This window comes from Agrobacterium leguminum, assembly GCF_005144435.2.
Lineage (GTDB): Bacteria > Pseudomonadota > Alphaproteobacteria > Rhizobiales > Rhizobiaceae > Agrobacterium > Agrobacterium leguminum.
Genome location: NZ_CP120212.1, coordinates 416,753 through 429,266 on the forward strand (window position 1 = coordinate 416,753; position 12,514 = coordinate 429,266).

The window sequence follows — 12,514 nt, forward strand, 5'->3', positions numbered from 1 at the left end:
TCCTCTTTCATCAATCGGTCGTTTTTACGAGGAAGCGCATGCGCTCTTCCTCCGTCACGGTGGGTTTGAGACGTTCTTCCTCGTCGGTGACGACGGGGATGGCCGCGATCAGGGCGCGGGTATAGGGATGGGTCGGCTCGGCGAAGACCGCCGATGTCACACCCTCCTCGACAATCTCGCCGCGCAGCATGATGGCGATGCGCGAGCAGAAATTACGCATCAGCGACAGGTCGTGCGAGATCATCAGATAGGTCAGGCCAAGCTCCTCGCGCAGCTGCAGCAGAAGGTCGATCACCGTCTTCTGCACGGAAACATCGAGTGCCGCCGTCGGCTCGTCGAGGATGAGGATTTTCGGTTCTGCCGCGAGCGCCCGGGCAATCGCCACGCGCTGCTTCTGGCCGCCGGAAAGCTCATGCGGATATTTGCCGAGATAGGATTGCGGCAGCCGCACCAGCCCCATCAGTTCCTGCATGCGGCTTTCACGCGCCTGCCCATCCATGCCGATGGATTTCAGCGGCAGGGCAAGCGTCTGTTTCACCGTGCGCTTCGGATTGAGCGAGGTGCCCGGATTTTGATAGACGATCTGCGTCAACCGCTTGCCGCGCTCAGGCGCCGGGGCGTCGATCACGAGATTACCAGACGTGGGACGCGAAAGGCCCATGATCATGCGCGCAACCGAGGTCTTGCCGGAGCCGGATTCACCCGCAAGGCCGAAAACCTCGCCTTCCTTCAGCGTCAGGTTCACATCCCGCACGGCGTGATAACCGTTGCGCCTGCCGTAAATCTTGTTCAGCCCTTCAATCGTCACGATGGGCGAGCGCGTGCTTTGCGCCAGATCGGTGACGCGTGGGCCATAAAGCGGCGGCACGGCATCCAGCAGCGAGCGCGTGTAATCTTCGGCGGGGGTATGCAGGATTTGCGTGCATGGACCGGTCTCGACGATATCGCCGTGATGCATGACCACGACCCGATCCGCCACCTTGCGCACGACGCCGAGATTGTGGGTGATCATCAGCAGCGCCATGTTTTCTTCGGCAACCAGCTGGTTGATGAGGTTGAGGATTTCATCCTGCGTCGTCACGTCGAGCGCCGTGCCGGGCTCATCGGCGATCAGCAGTTTCGGCTGGTGCAGCAGCGCAAGTCCGATCAGCACGCGCTGACGCATGCCGCCCGAAAGCTCGGACGGATAGGCGTTCATGACCCGCTCGGTATCGGCAAGCTGTACCCGGCGCAAAACGGCTGCGATGCGGTTGCGGCGCTCCGCCTTGGACGAGTTGATACCATCGCGTTTGTCGGCAAAGCGCATGACATCATCGAGATGCGTGCCGATCTTGAAGACCGGATTGAAGGACGAGAGCGGGTCCTGCATAATCAGCGAAAACGCCGTTCCTTTCAGGGCCTCGCGCTCCCTGCGCGGCAGGGCAAGCACATCCCGGCCATCGATGACGATCGCACCTGACGTGATCGCGGCATTCTTCGGCAAAGTGCCGATGATCGCCTTGGCGGTGACGGACTTGCCCGATCCGGTTTCACCGATCAGCGCCACGCGCTCGCCGGCGGCAACGGTGAAGGCGACATCGCGCAGAACCTGCCGCGTGCGGCCGTAATTGGTGAAGGTGACGTTGAGGTTTTCGACCTTGAGAAGCGGTTCAGTCATGGCCTTAGCTTTCTACGTCGAACATGTCGCGCAGGCCGTCGCCCAGCAGGTTGAAGCCCAGCGTCACGTAAAGCACGGCCGCACCGGGGCAGAGCACTTCCCACCAAAAATCCGGCATGAACTGGCGCCCGTCGGCAACCATCGATCCAAGGTCGGGGGTCGGCGGTTTGACGCCGAAACCGAGGAAGCTCAGCGTCGCGCCGAACAGAATGACGAAGGCGGCATCGAGCGTCGTCTTGACCGATATGACCGAGACGCAATTGGGCAGGATTTCGCGAAAGAGGATGTGCAGCGGGCCGGCACCGGCAAGACGCGCCGCCTCGATATAGTCTTCGGACGCAATGGACTTCGATACCGAATAGATCAGCCGCGCATGCCAGGTCCACCACAGCAGCGTGATCGCGATCATGGCGTTCATCAGCGTCGGTTCCAGCAGGTTGGAGACCGCGAGCGCCATGACGAGCGGCGGCATGGCCAGCATCACATTCGTCAGGCCGCTGATGAGCTTTTCAGTCCAGCCACCGAAATAACCGGCGATGAGGCCAAGCACGGCTCCGACCGGCACCGAAATGCCGAGCACGCCGATGACAAGAAGCAGCGAGACCCGCAGCCCAAAGATGGTACGGGAAAAGATATCGCGGCCGGCCTTGTCGGTGCCGAACCAGTGCTCCAGATCCGGCGGCATATGGCGGGCGCGGAAATCGACGACCGCGCCGATATGTTTCGGATAGGGCGTGAGCCATGGTGCGAAGACCGCCAGCACCAGCACCGATAGCAGGATCAGCGAGCCGATGACCGCCGCCGGATTGCGGCTGAAGCGATACCACATCATGTAACCGGCGCTTAGGCCGCGATCGGCGGGTTCGAGCATTTTCATATCAGCCATCAGCGAGCCTCCTTGCGGCGCAGGCGCGGGTCGATGATCGAGATCAGGACATCCACGATCAGGTTCGCAACGATGAAGAACAGGCCGGCGACCAGCACCACGGCGGTCACGGCATTGAGGTCTTTCTGCAGGATGGCGTTCAGACCGTAGGAGGCGAAACCGCCCCAGGCGAAGACCATCTCGATGACGAAGGCATTGCCGATCAGCGACGCGAATTCGAGACCCATGATCGTCAGCGGCGCGATGGAAGAGAGCTTCAGCAGGTAACGGAAGATGATGACCCGCTCCGGCACGCCGAAGCTTTGCAGGGTCAGCACATGGTCCTTGCGCTGGTTTTCAATCATCGAGGAACGCGTGATGCGGGTGATCTGGCCGATGCCTGCCATGGAAAGCGCAAATGCCGGCAGTGCAAGGTGTTTCAGCGCATCCAGCACCACATCGAACCGTCCGGCCAGCGTGCCGTCGATCAGGATGAAGCCCGTCGGGCCGCCCTGCCAGCCAAGCCCGTGGTCGAGCCTGCCGATGATCGGCCAGCCGGAGAGAAAGCGCGCGGCCAGCAATTGCAGCGTGATGGCGAAAAGAAAGCTCGGGATCGTGACCCCGGTGAGCGACAGGATGCGACCGATATGGTCCAGCGGGCGGTCGCGATAATGTGCCGTGATGACGCCGAGCGGGATGGCGACGGCAAACATGAAGATGACCGAGACCAGCACCAACTCGACTGTCGCAGGAACGGTCTGCGCCAGATCGGTAGTCACCGGGCGTTGCGACACCAGCGAGAAACCAAGATCGCCGTGCAGGGCATTGCCGATATAGTCGAGGTATTGGACGGCGAGCGGCTTATCGAGGCCCATCTCGCCGCGCAGCGCATCCACCTGCTCCTGCGTTGCCGCAGGCCCCAGCGCCATGCGGGCGGGATCGCCGGGCACCACGCGGGCCAGCACGAAAATCATGATGGACAGGGCGATCATGACCAGCACGAAGGTGCCGAGCCTGTTCAAAATCGCGACCAGCGGATGTTGCTGCATCGGTGGGACGTTCCTTGTGCATCGGTTGCGTGAGCACAAGTTTTCACCACATGTCCGTTTGAACAATTGCCGAAAGGTATAGTTTTTTGAAAGATGAGTATAGGTTTTTAGGCTTAAATCCCCTATGCCTTTGCGAATGACGCTCCTGCCACGCACCCGTCTTTGCCGCCGCATCGCCAGCGAAACCGCCGGCGTGATCTTTCTGCGCGCACCTGCGGGTGCGGGAAAAAGCGTGCTGTTGGAAATGCTTGCAAAAGAGCTCGAAACGCCGGTGTGCCGCACGCACCAGCCGCGAAGCGACGAGACCGCAAATGGCTGTCTCCTGTGGGACGTGCCGGTTTTCGCACGGGCGGCGCGCATGCCGGCCGCCATTCTGGAGACGGTGCGTTTGGTGGTCATCGCCTGCCGGCCAGATCAGCGGATCAGCGGACTGGCCCGGCAAATCCTGCATCGCGGTTCGCTCACCATCGGACCGAATGAACTGCTTCTTAGTGAGGATGAGGTGGAGGACCTGCCATATGAGCAGAAACGCCTCGCCCTTCACGACTATGCGGGTTGGCCGGCTTTTCTGTCACTGGCGCGTTTTCCGAATGAAACGCTGTGTGCCGACTATCTGCGGGAAAACTACCTGCCGCATCTCTCTCCCGCCCAGACGGTTGAACTTTCGTTCTGGCTGGAAAATCCCTCTGCGGAGCCAGAGGCGGACTGGACCGAACTGCTGCCGCCTTTCCTGACCGGAAATCCCGAAAATCACCCCACTCTGATACGGCTTCTGAGCGTGTCTGCGCGGGAACGTCTTGCTACCCTGCAGGCCGGCAGCGCCGTGGTGGAGGTCGCATCGGCTTTCGAAAAGGAAGGGCGGGCGCTTGCGGCCATGGCGATGCTGCTCGACCGCGGTTACGAGACCCATGCCGCGCAAATCCTGGAACGCGCCCATGGCCGTGAACTGATCTATCGAAGCAGCGTCGACAGGTTTCGCGAGATCATCATGCGGTTTTCGCAGGATATGATCGCAACGAATGAAACCGTGCTCTTCGCCGTTACCCGCGCCCTGCTGAAACAGGGGGAGTTGCAGCGCGTGCGTCATCTGCTCGGCAAGAGCCTTGGGTCTGATTATCTCGATCCACTGAAAGTACTTGCCCGTGGCTCACGCTTTTCCTTCGCCGCCCGCACCTTCCGGCTGAACCTGATGATTGCCGAGGATCTGACCCCCAATGACGCGGTAATCACGCGTCTGGGGGAATTCATGGCCGACTATCCCATGAACGATCACGGCAAATGGGCAGCCTATTACAATGCGTTGCTGGAATTCGAAATCCGCCGCCGCAATTTCCGCGAGGCGGAGGCCGCCGCCGCACGCGCTCTGATCTATCTGCGCAAGATGGGCGGGCAGCCCCTGCTCGAATTTTTCATCCATCTGCACCAGATCGTGTTGCGGCTGATGAGCGGCGACGTGCTTCTGGCCCGTCGGGCGGCGCAGGAGGCGCGCACACGGCTGGAACAGGTGCCGCATGATGCTGCGCAGGAGTTCCGGATGTTGCGGCTGGCGGAAGCCTGTCTTGCCTATGAGGCGGGAAAGCCGCGCGACCTGTTGCATTTCGTCGAGCACGAATTTGATCACTTCGCCGCTGCCGAAATCTGGCCAAGCCTGATGCAGTTTGCCCTGTTTTACGCCTCGCAGGTGTTGATCGACCATTTTCCGATGACCGTTCGACCGGGCTTTCTCGACGGCCTGTGGATCCACCTTTCGGAAGGGCTGCAATTCCATGCGATGATGGAGATCAGGACGGCCATCGCCTATCAGAACGCCAACCGCTGGGCGGATGCGGCCGCAACGCTTTCGGCGATCCGCATGCCCATGGGCCGCAACTGGGTGGAGAGCGCGCATGATGATCTTTCCCGGCTGACGCGCCGCGATGAAATCGCCTATGTCATGGCCTGGCTGCGCGATGCGGTGCATCTTTTCACGCCCCGCGCCTATCTCTCCCGCCAGATCGACGCGATGATCGCCAATCCCAAAGTCACCAACCGCGAAAAGGTCGCGCTGCGAATCTGGCAGAGCTACGCCGCGCACCAGCGCCGCGACAACGCCGCCGCCCGCGCCCATATCCTCACCGCCCTTGAATCGGCGACCCGCCTTGGCTGCAGCGGCGTCCTGTCGGAGGAGCGCGTCTTCCTGTCCCCGCTTCTGAACAATCGCCGCATCCGCAGCTTCATCGAGACCTCTTCCGATGTGCGCTCCGCACTGTCGATTTTCGCCGCCTCGGTGAATTCACCGCAGGCGCGCGCCCTGCATGGCGGGCTTTCGCAGCGGGAAGCGCAGATGTTGCAACTGCTCGCCAGCGGCATGTCGAACAAGAAGATCGCCCAGACGCTCAACATCTCGGAAGTGACGGTGAAGTTTCACCTCGGCAACCTGTTCCGCAAGCTGGATTGCAAACGCCGCGCGGAGGCGATCCGCGCGGCGAAAGCACTGGGTTGGCTGTAAGGTTCAGCGGTTGTTCTTCTTGCGCCATTCGGCAAAAGCCGTCTGGTGCTCTTCCTTCGTGCAGGGGTAAAGCCCGATGATCGTCTGGCCGGCCTTGACCTGTTCCACCACGAAATCCTCGTAAGCCGTCATTTCCACCGCCTCGGTCGCCACGTCGTCGGCAATGCCCGCGGGGATGACGATGACGCAATCGGCGTCGCCGACGATGATATCGCCCGGGAACACCGGCGCATCGCCGCAGCCAATCGGGCCGTTTATTTCGATTGCCTCGTGTTTGGTGAGGTTGGTGGGGCTGGAAGGGCGGGTGTGGTAGGCCGGGATATCCAGCTCGGCAATGGTGGCCGCATCCCGGAAACCGCCATCGGAGACGATGCCGGCACCGCCGCGAACCATCAGGCGGGTCACCAGAATATCGCCGGCCGAGGCGGCGGTCGCATCCTTGCGGCTGTCCATGACAAGCACATGGCCCGGCGGGCATGTTTCGATGGCGACGCGCTGCGGATGGGCGGGATTGCGGAATTCAACAAGCTGGTTGCGGTCTTCACGGGCCGGCATGTAGCGCAGGGTAAAGGCCGGGCCGACCATGTTCTTGCCCTTGTAGCCCAGCGGGCGCACACCCTGAATGACCTGGTTGCGCAGACCCCGCTTGTAAAGCGCCGTCGCCAGGGTAGCGACGGAAATCGTCAGCAGTTTTTCGCGCGTTTCATTGTTCATGTCTATCTCCTCGCAATGGGCGTATGGATGTGTTTCAAGTCCGGTGAATGGGCTCGTCTGTGAAGACGCCGCCCTGATATTTTGCGATCGCGGCCTCGGGATCGGGGCGCGGCACATCGCGTTCGATTTCCGCACGGTAGCGCGCGGCATTGTCGCGGCGCTGCCAGCCGAGAAAATCGATATGGGAATTATCCCACCAGCTATCGTCATTGGCGGAAACGCCCCAAATGACCGGGCATCCGAGTTTCTGCACCCGAAAGACGGCATCGATCAGCGAGACGAAGTCGCCGTAGCTGAGCCAGGTCGACAACATCCGCCAGTTGGAGGGCTTTTCTTCGCACGACCCGATACGGACGATGGCCGTTTCCTGGCCGAATTTGGAGTGGTAGAGGCTTGCCATGGCCTCACCGAAAATCTTCGAGACGCCGTAAAGGCCGTCCGGCAGAAAGGGCGTTTCCGGCTCGAGCTGCTGTCCCTGCGGGTAATAACCGATCGTATGGTTGCTGGAAGCGAAGAGAATGCGCGGCAGGCCGTTTTGCCTCGCCGCCTCGTAAAGATTGTAGACGCCGCGAAGATTGGCGGCCTCGATGGGATCAAAAGCCTTTTCCACCGAAATACCACCGAGATGGACGATGCCGTCACAGCCCTTCACCAGTTCATGAACCGCCGCCTCGTCTTCGAGCCGGCAGCGAAAAAGCTCCTCATGGGGGGCTGCCTCACCGAGATCGATGACATCGGAAAGGCGGATGGTCTCGGCGACATGGCCGAGCCGCCCGCGCAGCATGCTGCCCAGCTTGCCGCCGGCACCGGTGATGAGCAATCGCTTCAACATGATAGCGCCTCTCAGAAAATATCGGGCTCGCCGGCGGTGCGGCCGAAATCCGTCTGCAGGAAGTCGAAATCGCAGCCTTGATCGGCCTGGGTGACATGCTTGGAGAAGAGATAACCATAACCGCGTTCATAACGCGGCGCGGGCGCCTGCCAGGCGGCGCGGCGGCTGGCGATTTCCTCTTCGCTGACCAGCATGTCGAGCCGACGTTGCGGCAGGTCGAGGCGCACGATATCACCGGTTTTCAGGAGCGCCAGCGGGCCGCCGACGAAGCTTTCCGGCGCAACATGCAGCACGCAGGCACCATAGGAGGTGCCGGACATGCGGGCATCGGAAATGCGCACCATATCGCGATGGCCCTTCTTGATCAGCGCCTTGGGGATGGGCAGCATGCCCCATTCCGGAAAACCGGGACCGCCGAGCGGACCGGCATTGCGCAGCACCAGCACATGATCCGGCGTGACATCGAGGTTTTCGTCGTCAATTGCCTTCTTCATCTCCGGATAACTGTCGAAAACCAGCGCCGGGCCTTCATGGATATGGTATTTCGGATCGCAGGCGGCAGGCTTGATGACGGCGCCGTCCGGGCAAAGATTGCCGCGCAGCACCGCAAGCGAGCCTTCCGCATAAACGGGATTATCGAGCGAGCGGATGACGTCGTCATTATAGACCTTCGCGCCTTCCAGGTTTTCGCCCATGCTGCGGCCGGTCACGGTGAGCGCCGAACAGTCGAGACGGCTTTCGAGCTGCTTCATCAGCGCCCGCAGGCCGCCGGCGTAATAGAAGTCCTCCATCAGATAGTCTTTGCCGGAGGGCCGGACATTGGCGATGAGCGGCGTGACCCGGCCAAGCTCGTCCAGCTCATCGAGCGTCATCGGCACGCCGGCGCGGCGGGCCATGGCGATCAGATGCACGACGGCATTGGTGGAGCAACCGGTCGCCATGGCGACGATGGCGGCATTGCGAAAGGCGGTCGCGGTCAGGATACGGTCCGGCGTCAGCTCCTCGGCCACCATTTCCACGATACGCCGGCCGCAACCTGCCGACATGCGCTGGTGTTCGGCATCCACCGCCGGAATGGAGGAAGCTCCTGGCAGGGTGAGGCCAAGGGCATCGGTGATGGCGGTCATGGTCGAGGCGGTGCCCATGGTCATGCACACACCGGCAGAGCGGGCGATGCCGCCCTGCACGCCGCGCCATTCCTCGTCGGTTACGTTACCGGCACGGCGCTCATCCCAATATTTCCAGGCGTCCGAACCGGAACCCAGCACCTTGCCGGCATAGTTGCCACGCAGCATCGGCCCGGCCGGCAGATAGATCATCGGCACACCGGCCGAGATCGCGCCCATGACGAGGCCGGGGGTCGTCTTGTCGCAACCGCCCATCAGCACCACACCGTCGAGCGGATGCGAGCGGATCATTTCCTCCGTCTCCATCGCCAGCATGTTGCGGTAGAGCATCGATGTCGGTTTGGTGAAGCTCTCATCCACCGAAAGCGACGGCATTTCGACGGGGAAACCGCCAGCCTGCAGCACACCGCGTTTCACATCCTGCACGCGCTCGGGAAAATGCGAGTGACAGGTATTCAGCTCCGACCAGGTGTTCAGGATACCGATGACGGGTTTGCCGACAAAATCCTCCTCCGCATAACCGAGCTGCATCATGCGTGAGCGGTGGCCGAAGCTGCGCAGGTCGTCGGGAGCAAACCAGCGGTCGGAACGGAGTTTTTTATCGGTCATGTCAATGGTCCTGCGTTGCGGGTTGCGCCAAAGGCTGTCAGTCCTGCCGGAGCGTCAGCCCGCTCGTCGTATCGAAAAGGTGGATGTGTTCCAGCGGCGCCGACAGGCGAATGACTTCGTCAGCCGATGTCGAAGTCTGGCCGGAAAGATGCAGCGTCACCCGGGTGCCATCCCCGAGAGTACCGTAAAGATAGGACTCGCCGCCCAACTGTTCGGCGGTGCGCACCGACATGGTCAGTGCGCCTTCGCCACCCGCCTGCACATGGTTCGGGCGGATGCCGAGCGTCACTTTCTGACCGGGCTTGTAGGCAAAACCGGTCTGCGGCAGCGGGATCAATTCGCCGGTGGCGATCTTCAGGAACGGCGTTGCATCCGAGGTCACTTCGCCTGCAAAGAAATTCATCTTCGGCGAGCCGATGAAGCCCGCCACGAAGAGATTGGCCGGGCGATTGTAAAGATCGAGCGGCACACCGAATTGCTCCAGCTTGCCGGCGCGCAGAACGGCGATCTTGTCGGCCATGGTCATGGCCTCCACCTGATCGTGCGTCACATAGATCATGGTATTGCCGAGACGCCGGTGCAGGCTGGAAATCTCGCCGCGCATGTCGACGCGCAGCTCCGCATCAAGGTTGGAAAGCGGCTCGTCGAAAAGGAATACGCGCGGCTCGCGCACCACCGCGCGGCCGATGGCGACGCGCTGGCGCTGGCCGCCCGAGAGATCCTTGGGACGACGCTCCAGAAGCTGATCGATCTGTAGCATCTTGGAAACCTGGGAAATCTTTTCGGCGATATCCTTTTTGGAGGTGCCAATGTTCTCAAGCCCGAAGGACAGGTTTTCGCGCACCGTCATATGCGGATAAAGGGCATAGGACTGGAACACCATGGCAAGGCCGCGATCTGCGGCTGGCACTGTGTTGACCACATCACCGCCGATGACGATATCGCCGCCGCTCAGTTCTTCGAGACCGGAGATCATGCGCAGCAGGGTCGACTTGCCGCAGCCGGAAGGGCCGACGAAAACACAGAACTCGCCGTGTTTGATATCGAGATCGACACCCTTGATGACATCGAGGGCACCATATGTCTTTTTGACCTGACGAAGCTCTATACTTGCCATTGTCGTGTTTCCTCCCTGAGGATTATTTGCCGCCCGTCGATGCAATGCCGGTGGCGATGTATTTTTGCAGGAACATGAAGACCAGCGCGATCGGGGCGAGTGTCAGCACCGTCATGGCCAGCAGGTTGCTCCATTCCGTCGTCATCTCCCCCTGGAAGGAGTTGAGCGCCAGTTGCAGTGTGAAGTTGTCGTTGCGGGTCAGCACGATCAGCGGCCAGAGGAAGTCGTTCCAGCGCCACATGATCGCAAGGATCGCAAGAACGGCAAGCGCCGGGGCCGAAAGCGGCAGGATGATGCGCCAGTAGATCTTCCACTCGCTCGCCTTGTCCATGCGGGCCGCATCAAGGATTTCATCCGGGATCGTCAGCATATATTGCCGCAGCAGGAAGACGCCGGTCGGTGTCGCTGCTCCCGGAATGATGACGCCCCAGAGACTGTTGATCATGCCGAGCTGACTGGTGATGAGAAACAGTGGGACCAGCACGACGGTCTGCGGGATCATCAGCGTGCCGACAACCAGCGCCAGCACCACGCCCCTGCCCTTGAACTGGTATTTCGAGAGCGCGAAGGCGGCCATGGAATTGACGATCAGCATGATGATGGTAGACGTCACCGTGATGAAGGTCGAGTTCCAGAAATAGAGCGGGAAATTGAAGCGCTGGAAAAGCTCGGTGTAGTTTTCCGTCGCCAGCGCCACCTTTTCAGCCGGCTTCAGCTCGTTGAACGGCATCTTCAGGACTTCGGTTGGCTTGGCCGGGTCGACCACCTGGGCCACGAGACCGATGCGGCGGACCATGCCGAACTTGCGGCCATCCTTGTCGACATAGGCCGGCAGCGGTGCTGCCTGCCCGTCCACCACCACGGTTTCCTGCGTATAGGGCAGGAGGCGCGGCGGAAAGCGCTGAAGATCGGCCTCCGTCTTGAACGAGGAGAGCACGAGCCAGACGACGGGACCGAACATCATCAGCACGGCCACACCGAGATAGGCGTAGGACAACCAGTCGGTCCAGTGCAGCTTGCCGTTTCGGCCGCGGGTACGGGTCAGAAATGCGCCAATCCTAGCCATCGACCTTGCTCCTGTTTGCCCGGAATTGCAGGGCGGTCAGCACCACGAGCACCACGGCGAGCAGCAGCGAAGCGGCAGCCGCAAGGCCGAAATTGCGGGGCGTCCCGGCAAAGCCGGTCTGATAGATGAACTGAATGATGAAGGTGGTCGCCGAACCGGGGCCGCCACCCGTGAAGGCAAAGACTTCATCGAAGGTCTGCACGCCCTTGATGAGCGACAGGACGAGGACGACGAGCATGGTGGGTGCCAAAAGCGGCAGCGTGATGCGCCGGAAGATGCGCCAAGGGCTCGCCTTGTCGAGCTGCGCCGCCTCATAGACATCACGCGGGATCGCCTGCAGGCCGGCCAGAAGAATGAGCGTGTAAAAGCCCATATGCGCCCAGACCGACAGGAAGACCGACCAGCCGAAGGCAAGGTTGGCTTCGAGCAACCAGTCGACCGAGCCGAGTCCCAAGCCTTCCATCGCCGCGTTGAGAACGCCGAAACGCTGGAGAATCCACTTCCAGATCAAGGCCACAACGACGGGCGACAGCAGCACGGGGAAAAAGAAGACGGCACGGAAAAACCCGCGTGCCCGGATATCGCGGTTGAGCACGATGGCTGTGATGAGCGAAAAGCCGACCATGAAACCAACCTGCAGCACCACGAAGAAAACCGTATTCCAGACTGAGCGCCAGAACAGGTCGCGCTGACAGGAATTGGGGTCGAGGTAATTCTGACAGGAAAGAAGGACCGAAAAGTTTTCGCCGCCCACCGAAGGGCGCTCAGAAAGCAATATGTGTTCGCTGCCGGTCACGGAATAGGCCATGTTCAGCACGATCGGCAGAAAGGCGAAGACCGCAAACAGGATCAGGTTGGGTGTAAGAAACACCCAGGCGATCCGCCGATGGCCGAGAACCTTCTGCAGGAAGGCGAAGGGCAGTTCGACGATGCCCATGACGGGCGCAAGAAATTTATACATGAGGGTCCTCCTTCGATCCGGCGCGGCGC

10 protein-coding genes are annotated in these 12,514 nt (G+C 61.1%); 1 reads left to right on the plus strand and 9 read right to left on the minus strand.

Going from position 1 to position 12,514, the window contains the following annotated elements; translation table 11 throughout:
- Nucleotides 1-10: 10 nt before the first annotated feature.
- Genes nikE through CFBP4996_RS16435 form a run of 3 tightly spaced genes read right to left on the minus strand, consistent with a single transcriptional unit; the run spans nt 11 to nt 3,571 of the window.
- On the minus strand, nt 11-1,657 hold the full coding sequence (gene nikE / locus CFBP4996_RS16425) for a nickel ABC transporter ATP-binding protein NikE (RefSeq protein WP_080854525.1): 1,647 nt from the start codon (nt 1,655-1,657) through the stop codon (nt 11-13).
- Between the two features lie 4 nt (nt 1,658-1,661).
- Nucleotides 1,662-2,543, minus strand: coding sequence for an ABC transporter permease (locus CFBP4996_RS16430; RefSeq protein ID WP_080854524.1), 882 nt, complete (start codon nt 2,541-2,543; stop codon nt 1,662-1,664).
- A complete protein-coding gene (locus CFBP4996_RS16435; RefSeq protein WP_059753288.1) occupies nt 2,543-3,571 on the minus strand; it encodes an ABC transporter permease in 1,029 nt (342 codons plus the stop codon). The genes CFBP4996_RS16430 and CFBP4996_RS16435 overlap by 1 nt, the downstream gene beginning before the upstream one ends.
- Nucleotides 3,572-3,707: 136 nt before the next feature.
- Between CFBP4996_RS16435 and CFBP4996_RS16440 the strand changes: the two genes are divergently transcribed.
- Entirely contained in the window at nt 3,708-6,059 is a 2,352-nt protein-coding gene (locus CFBP4996_RS16440; protein WP_162936092.1) for a helix-turn-helix transcriptional regulator, read from the plus strand.
- Between the two features lie 3 nt (nt 6,060-6,062).
- On the opposite strand, the gene CFBP4996_RS16445 is transcribed toward CFBP4996_RS16440, so the two are convergent.
- The 6 genes from CFBP4996_RS16445 to CFBP4996_RS16470 are packed head-to-tail and all read right to left on the minus strand — an operon-like array spanning nt 6,063 to nt 12,485.
- Nucleotides 6,063-6,773 carry a ribonuclease activity regulator RraA gene (locus CFBP4996_RS16445; protein WP_020813265.1) on the minus strand — a complete coding sequence of 237 codons (711 nt, stop codon included), beginning with the start codon at nt 6,771-6,773 and terminating at the stop codon, nt 6,063-6,065.
- A gap of 34 nt (nt 6,774-6,807) precedes the next feature.
- The gene (locus CFBP4996_RS16450) at nt 6,808-7,605 is read right to left on the minus strand and encodes an NAD-dependent epimerase/dehydratase family protein (protein WP_080854523.1); all 798 of its coding nucleotides are present in this window, start codon (nt 7,603-7,605) and stop codon (nt 6,808-6,810) included.
- An 11-nt stretch (nt 7,606-7,616) separates the two neighbouring features.
- A complete protein-coding gene (gene araD / locus CFBP4996_RS16455) occupies nt 7,617-9,341 on the minus strand; it encodes an L-arabinonate dehydratase (protein WP_080854522.1) in 1,725 nt (574 codons plus the stop codon).
- Nucleotides 9,342-9,378: 37 nt separating this feature from the next.
- The gene (locus tag CFBP4996_RS16460) at nt 9,379-10,458 is read right to left on the minus strand and encodes an ABC transporter ATP-binding protein (protein WP_080854521.1); all 1,080 of its coding nucleotides are present in this window, start codon (nt 10,456-10,458) and stop codon (nt 9,379-9,381) included.
- Between the two features lie 22 nt (nt 10,459-10,480).
- Complete coding sequence (locus tag CFBP4996_RS16465; protein WP_003524615.1) at nt 10,481-11,524, minus strand: carbohydrate ABC transporter permease; 1,044 nt, start codon at nt 11,522-11,524, stop codon at nt 10,481-10,483.
- Complete coding sequence (locus CFBP4996_RS16470) at nt 11,517-12,485, minus strand: carbohydrate ABC transporter permease (RefSeq protein WP_003524617.1); 969 nt, start codon at nt 12,483-12,485, stop codon at nt 11,517-11,519. Before CFBP4996_RS16470 ends, CFBP4996_RS16465 begins: the two co-directional genes overlap by 8 nt.
- Nucleotides 12,486-12,514 lie beyond the last annotated feature (29 nt).